The 23395-nt window shown below is 67.1% G+C and carries 20 protein-coding genes; 15 read left to right on the top strand and 5 right to left on the bottom strand.

Annotated elements, in window-relative coordinates; translation table 11 throughout:
- The first annotated feature begins 345 nt into the window (after positions 1 to 345).
- Positions 346 to 621, top strand: coding sequence for a hypothetical protein (locus LGR44_RS05095; protein ID WP_226737917.1), 276 nt, complete (start codon positions 346 to 348; stop codon positions 619 to 621).
- A 63-nt stretch (positions 622 to 684) separates the two neighbouring features.
- Here LGR44_RS05095 and LGR44_RS05090 read toward each other — a convergent pair whose 3' ends face one another.
- The 4 genes from LGR44_RS05090 to LGR44_RS05075 all read right to left on the bottom strand — a co-directional run bounded on the left by LGR44_RS05090 (position 685) and on the right by LGR44_RS05075 (position 7858).
- Positions 685 to 1572 (bottom strand): cation diffusion facilitator family transporter, encoded by an 888-nt coding sequence (locus tag LGR44_RS05090; protein ID WP_226737915.1) that lies wholly within the window; start codon positions 1570 to 1572, stop codon positions 685 to 687.
- Between the two features lie 159 nt (positions 1573 to 1731).
- Complete coding sequence (locus LGR44_RS05085; RefSeq protein WP_226737913.1) at positions 1732 to 3708, bottom strand: CHASE2 domain-containing protein; 1977 nt, start codon at positions 3706 to 3708, stop codon at positions 1732 to 1734.
- A 1-nt stretch (position 3709) separates the two neighbouring features.
- On the bottom strand, positions 3710 to 7324 hold the full coding sequence (locus tag LGR44_RS05080; protein WP_226737911.1) for a FecR domain-containing protein: 3615 nt from the start codon (positions 7322 to 7324) through the stop codon (positions 3710 to 3712).
- Between the two features lie 147 nt (positions 7325 to 7471).
- The gene (locus LGR44_RS05075) at positions 7472 to 7858 is read right to left on the bottom strand and encodes a response regulator (RefSeq protein ID WP_226737909.1); all 387 of its coding nucleotides are present in this window, start codon (positions 7856 to 7858) and stop codon (positions 7472 to 7474) included.
- Positions 7859 to 8322: 464 nt separating this feature from the next.
- Between LGR44_RS05075 and LGR44_RS05070 the strand changes: the two genes are divergently transcribed.
- Positions 8323 to 9066: a glutamine amidotransferase gene (locus LGR44_RS05070; RefSeq protein ID WP_404809901.1), complete on the top strand. Its 744-nt coding sequence runs from the start codon at positions 8323 to 8325 to the stop codon at positions 9064 to 9066.
- A 9-nt stretch (positions 9067 to 9075) separates the two neighbouring features.
- The gene (locus LGR44_RS05065; RefSeq protein ID WP_226737905.1) at positions 9076 to 9588 is read left to right on the top strand and encodes a GNAT family N-acetyltransferase; all 513 of its coding nucleotides are present in this window, start codon (positions 9076 to 9078) and stop codon (positions 9586 to 9588) included.
- A gap of 2 nt (positions 9589 to 9590) precedes the next feature.
- Here the strand turns inward: LGR44_RS05065 and LGR44_RS05060 are convergent, their stop codons facing one another.
- Positions 9591 to 11024 (bottom strand): helix-turn-helix domain-containing protein, encoded by a 1434-nt coding sequence (locus LGR44_RS05060; protein WP_226737903.1) that lies wholly within the window; start codon positions 11022 to 11024, stop codon positions 9591 to 9593.
- A 188-nt stretch (positions 11025 to 11212) separates the two neighbouring features.
- Here LGR44_RS05060 and aceA point away from each other — a divergent pair, with 188 nt between their 5' ends.
- The 12 genes from aceA to LGR44_RS05000 all read left to right on the top strand — a co-directional run bounded on the left by aceA (position 11213) and on the right by LGR44_RS05000 (position 23388).
- Positions 11213 to 12532 (top strand): isocitrate lyase, encoded by a 1320-nt coding sequence (gene aceA / locus LGR44_RS05055; protein WP_226737901.1) that lies wholly within the window; start codon positions 11213 to 11215, stop codon positions 12530 to 12532.
- Between the two features lie 43 nt (positions 12533 to 12575).
- A complete protein-coding gene (locus LGR44_RS05050) occupies positions 12576 to 12782 on the top strand; it encodes a DUF4170 domain-containing protein (protein WP_226737899.1) in 207 nt (68 codons plus the stop codon).
- A gap of 184 nt (positions 12783 to 12966) precedes the next feature.
- Positions 12967 to 13881: a glycine betaine ABC transporter substrate-binding protein OsmF gene (gene osmF, locus LGR44_RS05045; protein ID WP_226737897.1), complete on the top strand. Its 915-nt coding sequence runs from the start codon at positions 12967 to 12969 to the stop codon at positions 13879 to 13881.
- A gap of 90 nt (positions 13882 to 13971) precedes the next feature.
- Positions 13972 to 15141, top strand: coding sequence for an ABC transporter permease (locus tag LGR44_RS05040; RefSeq protein WP_226737895.1), 1170 nt, complete (start codon positions 13972 to 13974; stop codon positions 15139 to 15141).
- Complete coding sequence (locus LGR44_RS05035) at positions 15134 to 16072, top strand: ABC transporter ATP-binding protein (RefSeq protein ID WP_226737893.1); 939 nt, start codon at positions 15134 to 15136, stop codon at positions 16070 to 16072. The genes LGR44_RS05040 and LGR44_RS05035 overlap by 8 nt, the downstream gene beginning before the upstream one ends.
- Entirely contained in the window at positions 16069 to 16821 is a 753-nt protein-coding gene (locus tag LGR44_RS05030) for an ABC transporter permease (protein ID WP_226737892.1), read from the top strand. The genes LGR44_RS05035 and LGR44_RS05030 overlap by 4 nt, the downstream gene beginning before the upstream one ends.
- 108 nt (positions 16822 to 16929) lie before the next feature.
- A complete protein-coding gene (locus LGR44_RS05025) occupies positions 16930 to 17496 on the top strand; it encodes a biliverdin-producing heme oxygenase (RefSeq protein WP_226737890.1) in 567 nt (188 codons plus the stop codon).
- On the top strand, positions 17493 to 18173 hold the full coding sequence (locus LGR44_RS05020) for a PAS domain-containing protein (RefSeq protein WP_226737888.1): 681 nt from the start codon (positions 17493 to 17495) through the stop codon (positions 18171 to 18173). Before LGR44_RS05025 ends, LGR44_RS05020 begins: the two co-directional genes overlap by 4 nt.
- Before the next feature lie 12 nt (positions 18174 to 18185).
- Complete coding sequence (locus LGR44_RS05015; RefSeq protein ID WP_226737955.1) at positions 18186 to 19733, top strand: sensor histidine kinase; 1548 nt, start codon at positions 18186 to 18188, stop codon at positions 19731 to 19733.
- A complete protein-coding gene (locus LGR44_RS05010; protein WP_226737887.1) occupies positions 19734 to 20180 on the top strand; it encodes a response regulator in 447 nt (148 codons plus the stop codon).
- 8 nt (positions 20181 to 20188) lie between these two features.
- Positions 20189 to 21247, top strand: coding sequence for a sensor histidine kinase (locus LGR44_RS05005; RefSeq protein ID WP_226737885.1), 1059 nt, complete (start codon positions 20189 to 20191; stop codon positions 21245 to 21247).
- Entirely contained in the window at positions 21244 to 23388 is a 2145-nt protein-coding gene (locus LGR44_RS05000; protein ID WP_226737883.1) for a sensor histidine kinase, read from the top strand. The genes LGR44_RS05005 and LGR44_RS05000 overlap by 4 nt, the downstream gene beginning before the upstream one ends.
- Positions 23389 to 23395: the final 7 nt, after the last annotated feature.

The raw sequence follows: 23395 nt of genomic DNA, 5'->3' as shown, positions 1-23395 counted from the left end.
AGGTGGGGGTGTGGGCGCCATCCTGGTTCCAGTCCGGCGCCCACACCCCCACCCTGGCCCTCCCCACAAGGGGGAGGGAAGACCGTCGCGCTGAACACCGCCTCATCCACGACGGCCTCTCACCAGATCCCAACCTCCTCAGGAGAGGCTGCGGGTGTGCGGGACAACCCAACCGGCCGCAACGTTGGATGAGTTTAATCCCAATATAGACAGCTGTTCGCCAAGTAGTCTGAATAGGCGTTCAGGTTACTTGCAGGGAATACGTTCATGAACGTTTTATTCGGAACCACGACATCGAAAAGGACGTTCATTTCCCACGTTTTCTCTGTGATGGAGACTTGAGAAATGCCCAAGAACATCTTGCTGGCGGCAGCCGCCGTCCTGGGCTTCGGAAGCATCATGGCCTCCGGCGCCCCGGCTCAGGCCCAGGTGGGACTCGAGATCGGCCCCGGCGGCGTACGCGTCTACGAGGACCGGCCCCATCGGCCCGTCGTCGAACGTCGTCGTGTGGAGCGTCGCGTCATCGTTGAGGACGAAGGCGAGGATTGCCGGGTGGAGGTGCGTCGCCGCATCAACCGCTTCGGTGAGCGCGAGGTAAGGCGCGTCACGATCTGCGAGTAAGACCACCACGGTCGAACACGGGCGCGACCTGCCGGGCCGCGCCTGTCTTCACGTCTTGGCTTGTTAAAGCACCACGATGCCGGCGTGCTTGGCCTTGTCGTCGGGCTCCACGTGGATCGTGATGAGGGCGTCCTCGACCTCCGCCTTCAGTGCCCGCTCCAGGCGGTCGCAGATGTCGTGGGCATCGGTGACGCTCATGGCGCCCGGGACCACGAGATGGAAGTCGATGAAGGTCATGCGCCCGGCATGGCGCGTGCGCAGGTCGTGGGCCTCGATGGCCCCTTCGGCATTGATCGCGATGATCTCGCGCACCCGGTTCAGAACGGTCTCCGGAAGAGCCTCGTCCATGAGCCCGCCGATGCTCTCCTTCATGAGGCTCCAGCCCGACCAGACGATGTTGAGCGCCACGACGATGGCCAGCGCCGGATCGAGCCAGAGCCATCCCGTCACTGAAACCAGCAGCAGGCCGGCGATGACGCCGGCCGAGGTGATCACGTCCGTGAAGAGGTGGCGTCCGTCGGCGGCGAGCGCCGGCGAGCGCAGGCGGCGTCCCTGCCGGATCAGCACCTGGGCCCAGACCGCATTGATGGTGCTGGCGACCGCGTTGACGGCGAGACCTTCCATCGGCGCATCGATCGCGCGAGGGTCCAGGAGGGTAAAATAGGCCTCCCGCAGAATCGCCAAGGCCGCCACGATGATCAGCACGCCTTCGAGCACGGCCGAGAAATACTCGACCTTGTGGTGGCCGTAGGGGTGGTTGGCGTCGGCGGGCTGGGCGCTCAGGCGCACGGCCAGGAAGGCCGCGATCGCGGTCACCACGTTGATGACGCTCTCCAGGGCATCCGAATAGAGCGCAATGCTGCCCGTGAGGTAATAGGCAGCATATTTCAGGACGAAAACGACGGTTCCGACGAAAATGCTGCCGATGGCAAGTTTCTGGATCTTGTCCATGGCATCGCAGGGCAAAACGGGTCAGCGGGAAAGACGGAGGCGACCTTATAAAGCCGGCGGCTCAGGCCGCAAGGCATTGTTTCTCTTTGCAAATGGCTCGCAAAAGCACTCGCGGCGGCCAAGCCGCTGTGCCTGAAAGCGATCCGTTCCCGAAGGCCCTCAGGCGATCCTGGCAAAACGCGCCGCCAGCCGGTCGTAATAGCCCGCAAGGGAGGGAGCCAGGGTCCGGCAGCGTTCGACGAGCCTGGCCGCGTCCTCCATCTCGCCGGCGCGCAGGCTCGCGAGGAGGCGGGGATGCAGGTCCTCGAGCTCGGCAACCGCCGGATCGGCTCTCCCGTCCGCCGGCGCGACGACCGTGTAGATGGCCGATTCGGTGGCGCGCCCGCGCACGGCGATGCGGTCGAGCTCGATCAGCACGTAATGGTCCCGCACCGCCTCCGCGGTGGCCGGACCGAGGATGAGCGAGACGCCGAACTCCTTCGACAGGCTCTCCAGGCGCGAGGCGAGATTCACCGCGTCGCCGAGGACGGAATAGTCGTAGCGCCAGCGCGAGCCCACATTGCCGACGACGCAATCGCCTGTGTTGATGCCGACGCCCACCGCGAAGCTGGGGGCGTTCTCGCCCTCCTCGCGGCGCAGGGTCCGGTTCAGCTCTCCCACCGCCTCCATCATCCCGAGCGCCGCGCGCACGGCGCGCAGGGGATGGTCCGGATTGCGCAAGGGGGCGTTCCAGAACGCCATCACGCAGTCGCCCATATACTTGTCGATGGTGCCGCGCTCGGCCAGCACGGCTCCCGACAGGGCGTCGAGCAGGCGGTTGATCAGCGTGGTGAGCCGTTCGGGCTCGTCCTTGAGCCGCTCGGACATGCTCGTGAAGCCGCGCACGTCGCAGAACAGGATCGTGAGGTTCCGGCGCTCCCCGCCCAGCTTCAGCGCGCTCGGGTCGCGGGCGAGCTGCGCCACCAGTTCCGGCGCGAGATAGCGGGAAAAGGCCTCCGAGACCGCGTGGCGCAGCTGCCGCTCGCGGATGAAGTCCAGGCCGAAGCGGGCGCCGAAGACGCCGAGCGCCGCCCCCACCGGCAGGGCCGGAGGCGCCCAGATGCGGCCGAAGCGCAGGAGCGCCCAGGCTCCCACGAGAAGCGAAGCGATTCCGAGAACGGCCAGGAAGCCCGCCCGCCTGGACATGCCTCGCAGACAGAGCGCGGCGGCCAGCAGGGCCGAGAGGACGATGAGCCCGGCCATGGCGAGACGGGAGACCGGCACCGCGTAAAGGCCGTGGCGCAGGTTGTCGAGGATCGTCGCCTGAACCTCGACGCCCGCGGTCAGATTGCCGGTGGTCAGGGTATAGGCGGTGGGAAAGGTGTCGGGGGCGCCGGTATCGGCCGAGGTCGCGGCCTTCAGGCTCAGGCCGATGAAGACCGTCTGGCCCCGGAGGCGCCCGGGCGGCAGGAAGGTCTCGGGGTCGAGGGCCTGGTAATAGGAGATTGTCGGGTAGGTCCGGGGCGGTCCGAAATACTGGATCAGCGCCCCCTCCGGCGGCGGAGCGACGGGGGTTCCCGCCAGGCGCAGGGCCTCGGCGGCGAAACCGTCGGGTCCACGGGGCATGAGGCGCAGATAGGCGTCGCCGTCGAGATCGACGGAGGTCACGCCGGGGACGGCACCGGCATCGAGAAAGGGGTCGACGGGATTGACCCGGGTGGTCTGGACGCCCTGGTCGAGAAGGGTCGTCACGTCGTCCGATGCCAGCACGACATCCGGACCGAGGGCGGATGCGAGCGCCCGGTCCGCCTCTTCGGTGGAGGGTTCGGAGAAGATGATGTCGAAGGCGATGACCTTGGCGCCCGCCCGGCGCAGGCTTTCGATGAGCTGCGCGTGCAGGCTGCGCGGCCAGGGCCAGCGCTGCCCCACCTCGGAGAAGGAGGGCTCGTCGATGGCCACGATCACCGCGCCCGGCTGCGGGGGCAGGGGCGGCGCGATGGTCGAGAAGATGTCGTAGAGCCGCCCCTCGACGAGGTGGAACGGCTTGAAGAACGAGACCGGGACGAGCAGGGCTGCGATGAGCCCCGCCATCGCGAAGTGGCGCCAGACCGAATCGTGGCGCCCGTCTCCGTCTTCCGCCGAGCGGCTCTCGGTCACGTCAGAAACGCGCCTTGATGCTCGCAGCGACGGTTCTTCCGGGACCCGGAATGGAGGGTGCGAGCTCGTATCCCCGGTCGAACAGGTTGAGCACCGTCACGCCCAGGAGCAGCCGCCGGTCAGGCGTCTCCCAGGTGACGGAGGCGTCCGTCGTCCAGTAATCGTCGAGCGGCGCACCGGCAATGTTGCCTGCGATGTCTCCGAGGAAGGTCTGTGCCAGGGTCACCTTGAGGCGGCTCGGATGGACGAAGGTGACGCCGGCGCGGGCAAAACGCTCCGCCACGTAAGGAACCGGCAACCCATAGACGTTGCCGGAGCGGATCTCCGACGAGGCGGCGCCGACCGTGCCGAACACGCCGATGCCATGGCCCAGCCAGAGATTGGCCGTCGCGGCCACCCGCTCGATCTTCGCCTCGTCGATGGGGATCGTGTCGAAGCTTTCCGGAATCGGAAGGCTCAACGAGGTCACGTCCTGCCGCTGGTATTCCACCGACGTGAAGAAGCGATCCGACCATTCCGCGTCCCAGCGCAGGGCGAGCGTGTCGGTCCTCCCGCCGACCCCCACGGGGAGGGCGTTCGGGAGGAGACCGACCGTCGTCAGCGGCGCGAGGGTGGATGTGGCCGGCAGGGACACGTCGCTGCGGTAGGCGGCCCGCAGCCAATGGCCCTCGAAGGGCGAGACGCCGATGCCCACGCGGGGCAGGGCGTACATGTCCGAAGGCTCGTTCTCGATGTCGAGCGAAAGGCCCTCGATCCCGGCCTGCGCCTCGAACCAGTCGTTGGGGCGCCAGAAGGCGTCCGCATAGAGCCGCCCGCCGTCGAACGAGGCATCGCCGCCTTCCGCCGGAAGGACGACGCCGTTGAGGCGCCTGTCGACCTGGGCCTTCGTCTCGCCCACGAAGCCCTCGGCTCCATAGCGGAAGGTGAGGTTGTCGAGGCCGAACATGTGGCTCAGGGCGAAAAGGGTCGCGTTCGAGCGGGTCCGCCGGTTCTGGAGCAGCTCGACGAGGGAAAGATTCTCGTCGAAGCCGACGATCTGTTCCCCGATCCGGTCTTCGCTGCGGGCGGCGAAAACGGCGGCCGTGAGCACGTTGCGGTATCCGAAGGTGTGGCTCCAGCCGGCGCCGAGCTGATACTCCGTCGTGTCCCTCATGGCCGCCGTGGCCTGCGTCGGAAATTCGAGGGTGATGGATCCGGGTTCGAGCCTCGCCAGGGTTCCGAAGGCCAGGAACCGGTCGGCGGCGGAGGGAGCCGCTCCGATGAAGAGGGCCGCGTTGTCGAGCCTCTCGTCGTCGAACGAATAGGGCCCGTTGGCCCGCAGGCGTCCGGCCGTGAAGGAGAATGCCGTCGGCACCGGCTCGTTGGAGAAGCCGTTGACCGTCGCGGTCGACTGCCAGCCGATCCGGCCTTCCTGGGAAATGATGCTCCCGCCGATTTCCGCGTCGAGGAACGGGCGCCGCAGGAGGTCGATCCGGCCGATGCGGCCGCCTGCCGCGAGCGGATCGAGAAGCAGGCCCTGAACGATGAGATTGAAGGCGGAGAGGCCGGGATCGGCGCCGGTCTCCACGCTCGAAAGGCTGGGCTCTCCGCTGAGCACATTGGCGCGGACGTTCGCGGCCTGATCGAAATAGCTCGATGACGCGAACGGATCGAAGGTGCGGTCGCCGTAGAAGCGCCCCCATTCGTGCAGGCCGATGAACCGGTAGGCGTCGGCCGGGTAGGATCCGCTTTGCCGGTTGGCCGACAGGCCGGCATAGTCGCCGCCGCGGGCCCGGGAGCGCTTCACGGCCTCGCGGGCGAAGCGGACGGCATCGTCGGCCCGGTACTGGTCCAGGGCGATGGCGGTGCGCACGATCGACGTCACGGGATCGTTCAGGTCGAGCCGGTTCGCATTGTCGAGGGCCTGGTCGGCGAGCTCGACCTCCCCGTTCTGGTAATAGGCGACGGCGGCGGCCACGAGACCGTTGGAATAAGCCGGGTTCGCCGCCGATCCGGCCAGGATCGACTCGATGGCGCCGGGAAGATCGCCCTTCTGCAGGAGGTAGCGGCCCCGCGCGATGTAGGCGACGTGAAACTCGGGATCGAGATCGAGGGCCTTCTCGACCAGCGCCCCGGCCTCCTCGACCCGGCTTTGGTCGAGCAGGTGGATGGCGAGATTGCCATAGGCGATCGGGTCCTCCGGATCGGCCTCGATCGCCTTCCGGAAGGCCGCCTCCGCCTCAAGGGGGGCGTCGAGTTCCGCCTGCACCATGCCGATCTCGTTCCAGATGTCGGCATTGCCCGGAGCCGCTTCGGCGGCCCGATAGAGATCGGCCAGCGCCCCCTTCCGGTCGCTCTCGAGATCCGCCTTGATGCGGCCGCTCATGGCCAGCACCAGATGGTCGCCGGGATCGACCGAACGCGCGCGCTCCACGGATGCGCGCATCTCGTCGTGGCGATTGAGCGCGAGCGACAGTTGCGCGGAGAAGATGGCGAGCCGCGTATCGTTCGGGAATTGCTTCTCCGCCTGCTTTGCGAGTTCGGCGGCGACGTTCAGGTCCTGCTTGAACCCGGCCACGAAGGCATTCGCGAGAGCCGCATCGGCGCTGCTCCGGCCGGTTCTCGGCTCCGTCAGGGCACGTTTGGGATCTGCCAGGGAAGCGGCGATGTAGCGGCCATAGGCCGCCGTCACGCGCCGGGTCGAATCCACGCCCCGTTCGGCGCGGGCCAGCAGGGCGACGGCGTCGCTCCACCGGCGCTCCCGTCCCGCGATCAGTCCCTCGACGAGATCGGCGCGGGCGCGCTGAGATGCCGTCAGCCTGTGCTGGCGGACCTGGGCGAGAGCCTCGGTCGCAATCCGCCGATTGGCGTTGGTGATGGTCACCTCGGCAAGGTTCAGCCAGTCCTCGACGCGACGCGCCTCCGGAGGAATGGCCAGAACGCGAGCGCGTTCCGCGCGGCGGGCGGCGCCGCGCAGGGGGCTCGCCGGCAGCCAGGTGAAGCCGTCGCGCAGAGTCAGATAGAACAGCATCTGCTCGCGGTCGTTCGGCCGGACGAGGATGAACTTGGTCGGGGCCTGGCCGATGGCCGCCACGGCGCCTTCGCCTTGGCGGACCGTGACGGAGCCCTGCGGGTTCGACAGCTCCACCACGCCCTCGAGCACGATCAGCGAGGTCTTGCCCGAGCCGTCCACCGACAGGGACCAGTCGGTCCCGCGGATGGCCGCCACGGCCGCCGGGGTCTTGACGTCGACGCCGGTGCCGCCGCGATTGGCGCGGGCCCAGATGTTGCCGGCCTGGAGGTTGAGCTGCGTCGCCCCGTTGCCGGGTCCGGCGACGTCGTTCACGGTCAGGGTCGAGTTGCGTCCGACGCGGATCTGGGTCTGGTCGGCGAACAGAATGGCCAGGTTGCCGATCGTGTTGGTGCGCAGCACGTCGCCGCCCAGGAGATCCTGCCGGATCTCCGCGGCCCGCCAAGTCTCTTCGCGGGTGAAGCGCAGTTCCTCGCCGCCCTTGGCGGCGACGATGGAGCCGGCCGGGGGAGCCGCTCGCGGGACGGGGGACTGCGCCTGCGCCGCGGCCAAAGAAAGAGCCATGGCGCTGGTGGCGACCAGAAACCGGAGAGAACAGGCGTGCATAGGAAGATCGACTTTAAAGTTACAACATACCCGGGCTAAGCCAACCTTAGCAGGGATAACATAACTTCAAAGCGAATTCCGCAGCGAAATGCCGTGTTTTACGGCACACCGTGAACGCCGCGGCGAAAAAGGAGGGGTGTGCAGCCCTCAGACGGCGGTGCTGCGCGCCATCAGAAGCTTCTGCTTCAGATCGTTCTGCGCGAAGGGCTTCTGCAGCACGGGACGGTCGCGGAAAGTGTCGCGGATGCCGGCGCTGCCGTACCCGGTCGAGAAGACGAACGGGATCGAGCGCTGGGCGAGGGCCTCGGCGACCGGGTAGATCGGCTCGCCGGCGACGTTCACGTCCAGGATGGCGAGGTCGACCTTTTCGCGCGAGACGGCATCGAGGGCCGCAGACAGCCGGGCCGCGGGGCCGATGACCTCGCAACCGAAGTCGAGCAGCATGTCCTCCAGAAGAAGGGAGATTGCCGCTTCATCCTCAACGACGAGAATCCGAAGGCCATTGAGGTCGCCGCTGGTTACGCTTTCGGTCACAGGTCCACTTTCTTCCACGAATGGCTCCGCAAGGGTGTTACGGCAGCCCGAATCAACCGCTTCTATCATCCCCCCGACGCACTGCGAAAGTGCGACGGAAGACTCAAGGACCGAGAGCTAGCCGGCCGTCGTTGAATTTAGGGTGAACGGTCCCAGTTGCAAAGGTCCGGAAGAGCTTGACTTTGCTCGGGAAAGCGATGGCGAGGCACCAGGTCCCTTCACGGCCCCGGTGCGACTCTTCGCCTTGGCCCAGGCCCGGTTCCGCCGCCGGGATCCGGGGCAGGATCCGGAGACGGAAGCCGTCGTGCATACAGGCCATTCGGCAGGAGCCTCTTGCGGAGAATGCCGTCCCGCCCGAATAATCCGCCCCATGTCCGCGATCCCCCGTCCGCATCACGCTTCCACCCTGTCCGCTGCCGCCCTGTTCTCCCACAGGGCCGATACTCAGACGAATCCCGCTCCGGATGGCGCCCATGGCTAGGGCTCAGGCGCGCCGCTCGCGAAAGGCGCCGGTCCTCGTCGTCCTGCACCAGGAGCACTCGACCCCCGGAAGGGTCGGGCGTCTCCTGCAGGAGCGCGGCCATCCCCTCGACATCCGCCGGCCCCGGTTCGGCGATCCGCTGCCCGAAACCCTGGCGGACCATGCCGGCGCCATGATCTTCGGCGGACCGATGAGCGCCAACGACCCCGACGACTTCATCAAGGCCGAGATCGACTGGATCCGCGTGCCCTTGAAGGAGAAGAAGCCCTTTCTCGGCCTCTGCCTGGGGGCGCAGATGCTCGCCAGGCACCTCGGCGCCGGGGTCTGGGCGCATCCGGACGGCCGGGCGGAGATCGGCTATTATCCGCTGCTCCCGACGCCGGCCGGGCAGGCCTTCGGCGAGAGCCTCGGCGCGCCCTGGCCGACGCATGTCTATCACTGGCACCGGGAAGGCTTCGATTGCCCGACGGGCGCCGACACCCTCGCCACGGGCGACGATTTCCCGACCCAGGCCATCCGGGTGGAGGACGCGGCCTTCGGCCTCCAGTTCCACCCGGAGGTGACCCACGCGATGATGTGCCGGTGGACCGTCGTGGCCGCCGAGCGTCTGGAAATGCCCGGGGCTCAGGACCGCATCCGCCAGATCGACGGCCGCTTTCAGCACGACCCCTACGTGGCGCGCTGGCTCGACATGTTCCTCGATCACTGGCTCGCCGAGAATAACTGAGAGCCGGAGATGAATAGCCCCGTTCTACAGAGCGAGCGCTTGTGCTTCCACCCTTGGGATCCGGAGGATTTTCCGCTGCTGGCCGTCCTGCACGGCGACCGAGAGGTGCAGCACTTCCTGCAGATGGGCGATCCGCCATGGGACGAGCCTTATCTGCGGGCGAAGTTCCATGGCTTCCTGGCCGATTACGAAGCCCATGGCTGGACGAAGTTCAAGGTCACGGACAAGGACGGGATCTTCCTCGGCCGTGCCGGGTTCGGGTGCTTTGGCCCGACCGGGGAGCTCGAACTTGGCTACAGCTTCAAGCGCCCGCTCTGGGGGCGGGGCTACGCGACGGAAGCGGCCGCAGCGCTGCTGGCTTGGATCTACCGGGTCGAGCCCGTCGATCACGTCATCGGCTTCGCGGTGGCCGAGCACGGGGCCTCCCGCAGGGTTCTGGAGAAGGCCGGCATGTCCTTCACGGGCATCCGTGACGTCGACGGCATTCCCAACGCCTTCTACCGGCACGATCGCCCGGCCTAACCTCAGGTCGCGTCGAACTCGAACGGCGAGACGCCGCGCTTCATCTCGTCGACGATCAGGGCGTGCATGAGCGGCGGGGCGGCCCGCTGCGGGCAGGCGACCCGCTCGCACAGGCGGCAGTTGATGCCGATGGGGGTCGGGTCCGGCGCCGACAGGTCGAGGCCGCGGGCATAGACGAGCCGGTGGGCGTATTTGAGCTCGCAGCCTAAGCCCACCACGAAATGCGGGTCGGGCATGCCCCAGGGATTGAAGGCGCGCTTGACCGAGCGGGCAACGGAGAACCAGCGCGAGCCGTCCGGCAGTTCGACGATCTGCGTCACCACCTGTCCGGGCGTGCGGAAGGTGGTGTGGAGGTTCCACAAGGGGCAGGTGCCGCCGAACTGCGAGAACGGGAACCGCCCCGACGAGAAGCGCTTGGAGACGTTCCCGGCCGAATCGACCCGCACCAGGAAGAACGGGATGCCCCGTGCTCCGGGCCGTGCGAGGGTGGTGAGCCGGTGCGCCACCTGCTCGAAGCTCGCGCCGAAGCGGGCGCCCAGTACCTCCACGTCGTATCCGAGCGCCTCCGCCGCCGCGTGGAACTTGCCGTAGGGCATCATCAGCGCGCCGGCGAAGTAATTGCCGAAGGAGACGCGCAGGAGGCGTCGCGCCGGCCCGTCCTCGGGCTCGAGCCGCGCCGCCAGGGCATCGATGGCGCCGCGCATCTCCGCGAAGGCGAGCTGGTAGGCGGCCTGGAAGGTGCGGCCCGAGGGATCGACCAGCTCGGAAATCAGGAGCTGGCGCCGGTGATGATCGAAGCGGCGCAACGAATCCGGCATCACGTCGATGGGCATGATCCGCACGCGGATGCTGTGCTTGGCGTGCAGCCGCTCCGCGATGGCGTAGAACGGCTCGTGCCCCGTCAGGGCGAGGTCGGAGGCGAGCGTCTCCGCAGCCTCGTCGAGCTCGGGAAAATGGTTCTTGGCTTCGTGGATGAGGTGCCTCACCCGGTCGACCGGGTTGTCCTGCGGCGCGTCCTCGGCCCGGTCGCGGTCGCTCAGGCGGGGCGTGAGCGCCTCGCTGGCGCCGCGCAGGGAAAGATAGGCCCGGTAGAGACGGTTGACCGCGTCCACCAGGGTCGGGGCGCTTTCCACCGTCTCGCGCAGTTCGAGGCGCGAGACCGGCGCGCTGCGGAAGAGGGGATCGGCGAAGACCTCGTCGAGCTCCGAGACGGTGCGCTCGTGATCGTCCGTGGCGAATTCCCGGGGATCGAGGGAATAGGCATGGGCGAGGCGGATGAGGACCTGCGCGGTGATCGGGCGCTGGTTGCGCTCCATCAGGTTCAGGTAGCTCGGCGACAGCCCGAGCTCCTCGGCCATGCGGGCCTGGCTGAGATTGCGCTCCCGCCGCAGGCGCTTGAGGCGCGGGCCGACAAAAAGCTTTCTGGACTCATCCATTTGTAAACATCTTTACAGGTTTACTTTTCTATTCGTGTCGCGTTGTGACAACTCGACTTTTCTTCCCGAAACATACGTTGAAACAAAGGCTTCTTCAGCGATTAATACTGACAGAAGCTCTGCCGATACCACGAGATTGTGGGCCGCAGACCTCACTTGTCAATGAATGTAAACGGAAGGATAAGACAATGACAGCGCAGACGCCCCCGGGTTCGCTCCACGATCTGGTGCCCTCCGCCCCCGCCGGCCGGTTCGACGGCATCCGCCGTCCCTACTCGGCGGACGACGTGCTTCGGCTGCGCGGGTCCTTCCCCATCGCCCACACGCTCGCGGAGCGCGGCGCCCAGCGCCTGTGGCAGCTCCTGCACGAGCGCCCCTACGTGCATTCCCTCGGCGCCATGACCGGCAACCAGGCCATGCAGATGGCCCGTGCGGGGCTGGAGGCGATCTATCTGTCCGGCTGGCAGGTGGCCGCGGATTCGAACGTGGCCGGCGCCATGTATCCGGACCAGTCGCTCTACCCGGCCAATTCGGGCCCCGAGCTGTGCCGCCGCATCAACCGCACCCTGCAGCGCGCCGACCAGATCGAGCACGCGGAGGGCGGCGCGAAGCGGGACTGGTTCCTGCCCATCGTGGCCGATGCCGAAGCGGGATTCGGCGGGCCGCTCAACACCTTCGAGATCATGAAGGCCTATATCGAGGCCGGCGCGGCGGGCGTGCATTTCGAAGACCAGCTCGCCTCCGAGAAGAAGTGCGGGCATCTGGGCGGCAAGGTGCTGATCCCGACCTCCGCCCATGAGCGCAACCTGACCGCCGCGCGCCTCGCCGCCGACGTGATGGGCACCTCGACCCTGATCATGGCCCGCACGGACGCGGAATCGGCCAAGCTCATCACCTCGGACGTGGACGAGCGCGACCGCCCCTTCATCGAGCCCGACAGCCGCACGCCGGAAGGCTTCTACCGCCTCAAGGACGGCACCGGCCTCGACCATTGCATCGCCCGCGGCCTGGCCTACGCGGAACTCGCCGACCTGCTGTGGTGGGAGACCTCGCACCCGGATCTCGACGATGCGCGCAAATTCGCGGAGGCGATCCACAAGCGCTATCCGGGCAAGCTCCTGGCCTATAACTGCTCGCCGTCCTTCAACTGGAAGAAGAAGCTCGACGACGCCACCATCGCCAAGTTCCAGCGCGAGCTCGGCGCCATGGGCTACAAGTTCCAGTTCGTGACGCTCGCCGGCTTCCACCAGCTCAACTACGGCATGTTCGACCTGGCGAGCGGCTACCGCGACCGCGGCATGGGCGCCTATTCGGAACTCCAGGCGGCCGAATTCGCGGCGGAAGCCGACGGCTACACGGCCACCCGCCACCAGCGCGAGGTCGGCACCGGCTATTTCGACCAGGTTTCGCTGGCGATCACGGGCGGCAAGTCCTCGACGACCGCCATGAGCGATTCCACCGAGACCGCGCAGTTCCACTCGGCCACGAAGCTTCAGGCGGCCGAGTAAGCGTCGAAAAACCCTCACATCCTCTCATCAATGGAGATCGACAATGCATAAGTCACGTTTCTGGGTGGTCGGCGGCGAGTACACCTCCTGCGACTGCGAAACCCTCGTCCAGGGCACCGAGCGGGTGGTCGGCCCCTTCGAGAGCCGCACAGAGGCCGAGCACACCTGGCGCACCCTCTCGGAGGATCACCGGCCGCAGGCCCAGGTGCGCTTCACCATCGCGCAGGAGCCGCCGGCCCTGAGCGCCTGAACCGCTCCACGCCGATCGAATCGCGCGAGGCGCCGCCCGTCCCCAGGAGACGGGCGGCGTCTTGTTGCGCATTCACGCGGTTTTGTCGTCTATTCGGGAGAACTTCTTGGCGGCACCCTCTGCCTAACGGCGGCGAGTGACCTAAAACAGCAGAGCTGTCGCGCCGTCATCCGAGGGAATACCCATGAGAGCCGTCCTGAAATCGCTGACCGCAGCCCTGGCACTGGGCCTGACGGCCATGTCGGCCGCCAAGGCCGACGTCGTCGTCTCCTCCAAGATCGACACCGAGGGTGCGGTTCTGGGCAACATCATCCTGCTCACGCTCAACGCCAACGGCATCAAGACGCAGGACCGCATCCAGCTCGGAGCCACGCCCGTCGTCCGCAAGGCGATCACCGCCGGCGAGATCGACATCTATCCGGAATATACCGGCAATGCCGGCTTCTTCTTCAACAAGGCCGACGACCCGCTCTGGAAGGACGCGGCGAAGGGCTACGAGGCGGCCAAGAAGCTGGACTACGACGCCAACAAGATCGTGTGGCTCACCCCCTCGCCGGCCAACAACACCTGGGCCATCGCCCTGCGCAAGGACGTGGCGGAGCCGAACAAGCTCGCGACCCTCACCGATTTCGGCAAGTGGGTCTCGAACGGCGGCAAGGTGGTGCTCGCGGCATCCGCCGAATTCGTGAACTCCGCCGCGGCTCTTCCGGCCTTCCAGGCGGCCTACGATTTCAAGATGAAGCCCGAGCAGCTCATCGTGCTGTCCGGCGGCGATACGGCCGCGACCATCAAGGCGGCGGCCGAAAAGACCAACGGCGCCAACGCCGCCATGGTCTATGGCACCGACGGCGGCATCGCGCCCTCGGGCCTCGTGGTGCTCGCCGACGACAAGAACGTGCAGCCGGTCTATGCGCCGGCCCCAATCATCCGCGAGGAGGCGCTGAAGGAGAACCCGAAGGTCGCCGAGGTCCTCAAGCCGGTCTTCGAATCCCTCGACCTCACCACCCTGCAGGACCTGAACGCCCGCGTGCAGGTGGGCGGCGAGCCGGCGAGGGCTGTCGCGACCGATTACCTGAAGTCCAAGGGCTTCCTGAAATAGCGCGTCGCCATAGAATGGCGCGATGCGGGCAGGTGACGAAAAGCCGGGCTGATTGTGAACTCGACCTCCTTTCCAGCGAGCACGCTCGGCATGGCTTCCTCCCGCAAGGGTTTCAGGCTTGATCGACTCGGCGGCGTCATCGCCGTGCTGATCGGGCTTGCGCTCTTCGCCGCGCCCTTCGCCACCTACCGCGCCAACCGCATCGTCTCGGGCGAGCCCCGCATGCTGCTCGATGCGCTGCCGCCAGGTCTCGCCTCCGGCGTGCTGGCTGCGGCGCTCGCCGTCGCGGTCATGGCGGCCACCCTCCGGGCGGCGCCAGTCCGGCTCGCCGCCGCCGGTCTCGGATTCGCGGCCGTCGCTCCGGCGATGGGCATGGCCGCGCTCTTCCTCACGCCCGAGGGCAACACCTTCGCCCGCGTCTCGCCGGCCTTCGGCTTCTGGCTCCTGATGCTGGCCTTCGGCCTGCTGGTGGCGGATTCGCTCACGCGCCTGCGCCTCGGTCCATGGGGGCGCCTCGCCGCACTGGGCGTCGCTGCCGCCTTCGTCGCATTGCTGCTCCTGTCGGGGGCCTGGAGCGGCCTCTCGATCATCAAGGAATACGCGGCGCGGTCGGACAGCTTCTGGCGCGAGGCGGGCCAGCATCTCCTTCTCGCGCTCGGATCGCTTTCCGCCGCGCTCCTGGTCGGGCTGCCGACCGGCCTTCTCTGTCACCGTCTTCCGCGCCTGAGATCGGGCACTCTCCAGGTGCTCAACGTGGTTCAGACGGTTCCGAGCATCGCCCTTTTCGGCATCCTGATGGTGCCCCTCGGCTACCTGGCCGCCACCGTACCCCTGGCGGCGGCCTTGGGGATCCGCGGCATCGGCGCCGCTCCCGCCCTGGTGGCGCTGTTCCTCTATTCGCTGCTGCCCATCGTGGCCAACACGGTGGTCGGCCTCGGCCAGGTGCCCGCCGCCGTCGTCGAGGCCGCGCGAGGCATGGGACTGTCCCCGCGACAGCGCCTGCTGCAGGTCGAGCTGCCCCTGGCCCTGCCCGTGATCCTCGCCGGGGTGCGCATCGTCCTCGTCCAGAATCTCGGCCTCGCCACGGTCGCGGCTCTCATCGGCGGAGGAGGGTTCGGCACTTTCGTGTTCCAGGGCATCGGCCAGACCGCCATCGATCTCGTGCTGCTCGGCGCAATTCCGACCGTGGCGCTGGCCTTCGCTGCCGCGGTCGTCCTGGATGCGGCCATCGAACTGGCCAATGGAACCTCCCATGATTGAGATCGAGCGCCTGACGAAGCGTTACGGGAACAGCACCGTCGTCGATGGGGTGACGATGCGGGTCGAGGAGGGATCCATCGCCGTCGTCGTCGGCACGTCGGGGGCTGGCAAATCGACCCTGCTGCGCATGATCAACCGCCTGATCGAGCCGACCTCGGGCCGCGTGCTCATCGACGGGCAGGACACGATGTCCGTCCCCGAGGACGAGCTGAGGCACCGCATCGGCTACGTGATCCAGGGCTACGGGCTCTTCCCGCACCGGACCGTGGCCGAGAACATCGCGACCGTGCCGCGCCTCCTCGGCTGGAACCGGAAGCGCATCGCCGACCGTGTCGAGGAGCTGCTCGATCTCTACCAGCTCGATCCCGCGGAATTCGCGAACAAATACCCCCATGAGCTCTCCGGCGGACAGCAGCAGCGGGTGGGTGTCGCGCGGGCGCTCGCGGCAAGGCCCGCCCTCCTTCTCATGGACGAGCCGTTCGGCGCCCTCGATCCGGTGATCCGCGCCAAGGCGCAGGACGACCTCCTCGCCATCCAGCGCCGCCTCGGCACCACCATCGTGCTGGTGACCCACGACATGGAGGAGGCCTTCCATCTCGGCGACCGGATCGCCGTCATGGACCAGGCCCGCCTGCTTCAATACGCGCCGCCGGCCGAACTGCTCACCCGTCCGGCGGAGGCCTTCGTCGAACGTCTCGTCGGCTCGGCGGAGCGTCCTTTCCGCCTCCTGTCGCTCTCGACGGTGCGGGATGCAACCGAACCGGGTCCCGCGAGCGGCGAGCCGATCGAGGCTTCCGCCAACCTGCGCGAGGCCCTGTCGCGGCTCGTGTGGTGCGGCCGGGATGCGCTGCCGGTCGCCGGTGCCGACGGCGCCGTCATGGGGCGCGTCAGCATCGACGGGATCCTTCGCTTCGGAAGGCCGTCCCGGTGACCAGGCCGTCATCCCTCCTGCGTGTCGCCGCGCTTGCGCTGCTCGCGGTCTTCGTCACGGCGCCGCATCTCTTCGCCTTCGCGTTCGAGCCGCTGACCGAGAACGAGGCGCCCGCCATCTACAACCAGGGCAGCCTGCTCTCCCTCACCCTGTCGCACCTCGTCACGGTTTTCGGCGCCACCCTCGCCAGCACCGCCGTGGCGGTTCTTCTCGGCGTGTTCGTGACGCGGCCCTCGGGTCTCGAATTCCTGCCGCTCTCCCGCAGCCTCGTGCATATCGGTCAGACCTTTCCGCCCATCGCGGTTCTCGCCATCGCGGTTCCGCTCGTCGGGTTCGGGGCGAAGCCGACGCTCATCGCGCTTTTCCTCTATGGTCTCCTGCCGATCTTCGAGAACACCCTTACGGGGCTGACCCAGGTCTCTCCGCTCACGCTGGAGGCCGCCAAGGGCATGGGCATGAGCCCGCGCCGGCGCCTGTTCGAGGTGGAACTGCCCCTGGCCCTGCCGGTGATTCTCGCGGGCGTCAGGCTCTCCGTCGTGATCAATCTCGGCACCGCCACCATCGGGTCGACCGTGGCCGCCAAGGGGCTCGGAGAGGTGATCATCGCCGGGCTGCAATCCAACAACACCGCCTTCATTCTCCAGGGCGGACTCGTCGTCGCACTGCTGGCCGTCCTCATCCATGACGGTCTCATGACGGTGGAGCGTGCCGCCGCGAGAAAGCTTGGCGGTTTCGCAGGCGTGTCATGAAGATTGTTACGTCTTCACTTTGAGGTGAAATTGGAGGCACAAGACCTGATCCAATTTGTATCGCGGCCTATACGCGGCAGAAAACTTTCCCTAAGGTTCGTCCCTTCCATGACACTGCTTGAACGCTTGAAAATCGAAACGCGGACGGCGCACGACCGGATCGAGACGGCCATCGACCTCGACCGGCGAATCGCGTCGCGCGACGGCTATCGGGCGTTGCTCTGCCGTTTCTACGGCTTTCACGTCGCCTGGGAGGGAATGGCGGGCGATTTCGCGCCCGACCCCCACTTCTTCCGCCGGCGCTGCAAGACGGATCTTCTCGTCAAGGACCTGAGGGCGCTCGGCATGACGGCTCGCGAAATCTCCCGGTTGCCCCGGTGCGACAGCCTCATGCCCCTGCCGGCCCCTGCCGCCGTGTGGGGGAGCATGTACGTGGTCGAGGGCTCCACCCTGGGCGGCGCCGTCATCGCGCGCGACGTGGAGCGGCGTCTCGGACTGAACGCTGAGACCGGCTGCGCCTATTTCCGCAGCTACGGACGGGAGACCGCCGTCATGTGGAAGTCCTTCGGCACGATGCTCCTGACGGCCTCCTCGCCGGAGGTGGACGATCTCATCGTCGAGACGGCGAACCGAACCTTCGACGTGATGCACGATTGGCTGTGCGAGGCGCCATGAGCATTCAGACGACGCCCGACATCGACCTGACCGCCTGCGAGCGCGAACCGATCCATATTCCCGGCAGCATCCAGCCTCACGGGATCCTGCTGGCCCTTCGGTCCACGGATCGCGCCCTGGTCTATGCCAGCGCCAACATCGCTTCCCTGCTTGGCCTGGAACCGGCGGCGGTGCTCGGGCGTCCGTTCGGGGATGTCATGCCCGACCTGGCGGCCCGGTTCGACGGCGATCTCGCGGAGCCGGCGCAGCAGGGGACCTCCCGCTATCTCAGAACGATCACGCTGGAAACGAAGCAGGGAGAGCGGGCCTTCGATGCCGTGCTCCACCGCTCGGGCGACTACACCGTCCTGGAACTGGAGGAGGTTCCCGCCGGCTCCAGCGCGAGCCTGGACACCCTCTATCCGACCCTGCGCCGCTTCGTGGAGCAGTTGCAGACCGCCACGACCATCGACGATCTGTGCCGGGTGGCGGCCCAGGACATCCGGCGCCTGACGGGGTTCGACCGCGTTCTCGTCTATCGCTTCGACGAGCAGTGGAACGGCACCGTCATCGCGGAGGATCGCAACGAGAACCTGCCCTCCTATCTCGATCTTCGCTTTCCGGCTTCCGACATACCGGCCCAGGCGCGGGAGCTCTATCGCCGCAACCGCCTGCGCATCATTCCCGATGCCGACTAAACTCCGGTTCCGATCCAGTCGCACGACCCCGCTCCGCTCGATCTCAGCGATTCGGTGCTGCGCAGCGTGTCTCCCGTTCACCTGGAGTACATGCGCAACATGGGTACCTTCGCGTCCATGTCGATCTCGATCCTGCGCGAGGGGGCGCTCTGGGGGCTGATTTCCTGCCACAACAGGGATCCGCGACGGGTTCCGCTGCAGGTCCGCAATGCGTGCGACTTCCTCACGCAGATCTTCTCCCTGCAGCTCGAGGCCCGCGAGAACACCATTCTGGCCGAGAAACGCATCCGTCTGCGCTCCGTGCAGGCGCGTCTCCTCGCCCACATGGCGGCGGAGGACTACTTCATCGACGGGCTGGTGCAGCATCCGGCGGAGCTGATGCTTCTGGCCGGCGCGGAAGGAGCCGCCATCGTTTCCGGAGAGCATTGCTGGCGCCTGGGCCACACGCCCTCGGAGGAGGAGGTGAGAGACCTTTTCGCCTGGCTCTCGACGCATCACGAGGAGGACGTGTTTGCCACCGACGCCTTGTCGGACCACTTCGCCGAGGCGGCGGATTATGCCGACAAGGCAAGCGGCCTTCTCGCCATCTCCATCTCGAAGATGCACGCGAGCTACGTGCTCTGGTTCCGGCCGGAGGTCGTGCAGACCGTGAAATGGGGCGGCGATCCGAACAAACCGGTCCAGGAGGTCGCGGGTGTCCAGCGCCTCCATCCCCGACGCTCCTTCGAGATCTGGAAGGAAACGGTGCGGTGCCGCTCTCTGCCGTGGGATGCGAGCGAGATCGAGGCGGTGAAGGAGCTGCGCAACGCGGTCGTCGGCATCGTCCTGCGCCGGGCCGAGGAACTCGCCTCGCTGACCGACGAGCTGAAGCGCAGCAACAAGGAGCTCGAAGCCTTTTCCTATTCCGTGTCCCACGATCTGCGCGCGCCGTTCCGCCATATCGTCGGCTATTCGGAACTCCTGAAGAAGCAGGAGGCGGACAAGCTCTCCGAGCGCGGGCACCGCTACGTCGATACCATCATCGAATCCGCCTATACGGCCGGAACGCTGGTGGACAACCTTCTCAGCTTCTCCCAGATGGGACGGACCGCGCTGAAGCCTCGGCGCATCGACATGAGGCAAATGGTCGACGAGGTTCGCCAGAGGCTCGCCATGGAGGTGGGCGACCGGCGGGTCTCGTGGCAGATCGGCCATCTGCCTGCGGCGGTCGCCGATCCGATCATGATCCGTCTCGTGATCGAAAACCTCCTGTCGAACGCGGTGAAGTACACCCGCCCGCGGGAGCAGGCCCGGATCGAGATCGGCGCCACCCGGGAGAATGGGGAAGTCGTCTTTTTCGTGCGCGACAATGGCGTCGGTTTCGATATGACCTATGTCGGCAAGCTGTTCGGCGTCTTCCAGCGGCTGCACCGGATCGAGGAGTTCGAGGGAACCGGGATCGGCCTGGCCAATGTCCGCCGCATCGTCGAGCGGCATGGCGGGCGCGCCTGGGCCGAGGGCGTGCTCGACAAAGGCGCCACCTTTTACTTTTCTCTTCCCGATATCGAAGGAGCGGCGTGAATGCCGGAACTGAAACCTATCCTTCTGGTCGAAGACAACCCGAAGGATATCGAGCTCACACTGGCTGCCCTGGAGCAGAGCCAGCTCGCCAACGAGGTCGTGGTCGTTCGCGACGGCGCGGAAGCGCTCGACTTCCTGTACCGGCGCGGAACCCACGAGAGCCGCAACACCAGCGACCCGGCCGTGGTGCTGCTCGATCTCAAGCTGCCCAAGGTCGACGGCCTCGAGGTGCTGGAGAAGGTCAAGGCGGACCCGGTTCTCCGCAACACGCCCGTCGTCATGCTGACCTCCTCCAGGGAGGAGAGCGACGTGGTCCGCAGCTACGAGCTGGGCGTCAACGCATTCGTGGTAAAGCCGGTGGGTTTCCGGGAATTCTTCGACGCCATTCAGGATCTCGGAGTATTCTGGGCCATCCTCAACGAGCCGCCGCCGCGGAACGGCCAATAGAGCGTTCGATGAAGCAGTCCGACGTCGCCCAGTCCGATCGGAGCTTGCGCGTCCTCCTCCTGGAGGACAGCGCCCTCGACGTGGAGCTGGTGACGGAAGCGCTGGCCGCGACAGGACTCGCCGTTACGGTCCACAACGTGGTGGACCGCGCCGACTTCTCGAATGCGGTTCGGGAGACGAGCTGGGACCTGATCCTGGCCGATTACGTCCTTCCCGCCTTCGACGGCCTGAGCGCGCTGAGCCTTGCGCGCGAGCTCTGCCCCGACACGCCTTTCATCTTCGTCTCCGGCACTCTCGGCGAGGAAGTGGCCGTCGAGGCGCTCAAGCGCGGGGCGACGGACTACGTTCTGAAGCAGCGGCTCGAACGCCTGCCCACCACGGTCCTGCGCGCCCTGTCGGAGGCACGCGCCCGGGCCGAGCAGCAGCGCACCCAGGAAGCGCTGCATCGGCTTCTGGAGGAGCGCACCGCCCTCCTGCACGAGCTCGATCACCGGGTGAAGAACAACCTGCAGCTTCTCCTCTCCCTCCTCGGCATCGACATCCGCCAGACCCGGAACAGGGAGGTGCGCGAGGCGCTCGGCTACATGAAGCAGCGGCTCCAGGCTCTCGCGGCGGCTCACCGCGACCTCTACGACGGCCGGGGGGCGGCGCGGTTCGATGCGACGACCTTCGCAAGGAGCCTGTGCGAGGAGCTGACCACGCAGATCGACCGCGTCCGGATCACACCGGAATTCCAGCTGGAGGCCGTGGAGGTCGAGGCGGCGAAGGCGGCGCCGATCGCGCTTCTCTTCAACGAGATCGTCGTCAATGCCCTGACCCATGCCTATGAGCACCGGCACGGCAAGCTGAAGCTGATGATGGGTAACCGCGATGGGCGCCTGCTCTTCCAGCTCTCGGACGATGCCTTCAGTCCGGAGGAAAAGAACGCGGCCCGAAAAGGCAGCACGGGGACGATCCTGAGAGCCCTCGCGCGTCAGCTCAATGCCGACGTGGAATGGCCGGACGACGATCCGGCGACTCTGGTGCGCGTCACCATGCCCATGCAGGGAGGCGGTCAGCACCCATGATTCAGGCAAACCGAACGGCAACCCGAACGACGGAACCGGGCAAATCCTCCGCAGGAAGAGCGCAGACCTCCCTGCGGCAGGTTCTCTGGGTTCTCGTGCTGGCTCTTGCCCTGCCGGCCATTCTGGTGGCCGGAGGCGGGCTCTATTCGGTTTATCGGGCCGAGCAGCGGGCCACCGACCTGCGCCTGCAGGAAATCACCCGCGCCATGTCCCTGTCGCTCGACCGCGAGATCGAGAAGGCCGAGGCCGCCCTGCGTGTTCTGGCGTCCTCGCCCTCCATACGAACCGGCGACTTCGCCGCCTTCCACCGGCAGGCGATGGAGGCCGGGCTTGCGGAGCCGGCCTGGATCGCCCTGTTCGAACCGGACGGCAAGGTGCTGCTGAACACGCGGGTCCCCTACGGCACGCCGCTGCCGGACAGCATTCGTCCGGAAACCATCCGCCGCGTCCAGGAAACGCGCCGGGCCGAGCTGTCGGACCTCGCCGTCCGCCCGGCGACGGGGCAGGCGCTCGTCACCCTGGACGTCCCCGTCGTGATCGACGGCAGGGTCGCCTACATCCTCTCGTCCGCCATCGGGCCGGAGGTCTTTCAGAAGCTCATTCAGGACCAGCGGATCGCGGCCGGCTGGAATGCCGCCGTGCTCGACCGGAGCGGCAAGATCGTCGCGCGCTCCCGGTCGCCGGAGCAGTTCATCGGACAATCGGCCCGCCCGCGGCTCCTCGAGGCGATCACCGCCTCTTCCGAGGGGCAGATCGACAACGTGACTCTCGACGGGATTCCCGCCCGCACGTATTTCAGCCGCTCGCAGCCCTTCGGCTGGTCCTTCATCATCAGCTTGCCGGCCTCCGAACTCCGGGCCGCTCTTCAGCGTCCTCTGATCTGGCTCCTCGTCCTCGCAGGCGTCATCGTGGCGGGCATCGTTCTGGCAGCCCACCTGTCGCGTCAGATCGCGAAACCGGTCGATCAGCTCGTCGCCTCGGCGAAGGCACTGGGCAGGGGCGAGCCGGTGACCGACGCCTCGACCCATGTGCTCGAATTCGATGCGATCCGGAAGGCGCTCGCAGAGGCCGCGACGGCCATCCGGATGCAGAAGCAGTCCCGCGAGGAAGTGATCGCCCATGTGGCGGAGAGCGAAGCTCGCCTGCGCCTGGCGCTCAACGCCGGCGATCTCGGGTCCTGGGAGTTCACCCCGTCGACGGGCGAATTCGTGACCTCAGCGACCTGCCGCGCCAATTTCGGCCGCGCAGCCGACGAGTCTTTCACCTACACGGACCTCGTCGCCTCGATCCATCCGGAGGACCGCGCCAAGCAGGCCGAGGCGGTCGCCGAGGCCATGACGAACCGGACCGACCTTCATGTGGAGTACCGGGTGATCTGGCCGGACGGGAGCGAGCACTGGATCCGGGTCAGCGGCCGCACCCGCATCGGCACGGACGGCTCCCTTTCCATGGTCGGCGTTTCCCAGAACATCACCGAGCGCCGGGAGGCGGACGAACGACAGGCGCTCCTGCTCCACGAGCTGAACCACCGGGTGAAGAACACCCTCGCGACGGTCCAGTCCATCGCCTCGATGACGCGCCGCTCCGCCGAGGCGGGCGATCCGAATGCGTGGGACGCGTTCATGGGACGGCTCCAGGGTCTGGCCAAGACGCACGACCTGCTCACGAGCACCAACTGGAACGGCGCTCTCCTGGAGAACGTGCTGAGGAACGAGCTCGATCCCTATCAGGATCCCATGCAGCAGCGGATCAGGCTGCGCGGGCCCCGGGTCAACCTGCAGCCGAGCGCGGTCCTGGCCATGGGTCTCGCCGTGCACGAGCTGGCCACCAATGCCGTGAAGTACGGCAGTCTCTCCATGATGGAGGGGCGCGTCTCCGTCATGTGGGCGGTGACGACGGGACCGGGGCCGGCCTCGCTCCTGGTGGAGTGGACCGAAAGCGGCGGTCCGCGCGTGAAGCCGCCGGAGCGGCAGGGCTTCGGAACGAAGCTGATTCAACGGGGGCTGGCGCAGCAGTTGGGCGGCGACATCAAGCTCGATTTCGCCCCGGCCGGAATCCGCTGCGTCATCACCTTCCCCCTCAAGTCCGTCGTGGTCGCACTGGACGCGACGGAGGAGAACGAGGAGCGTTACGCATCGTAACGCTCCC

This window comes from Microvirga lenta (assembly GCF_020532555.1).
GTDB lineage: Bacteria > Pseudomonadota > Alphaproteobacteria > Rhizobiales > Beijerinckiaceae > Microvirga > Microvirga lenta.
The sequence above is the reverse complement of the archived record's forward strand: the minus strand, read 5'-3'. Positions and strand labels throughout refer to the sequence as shown.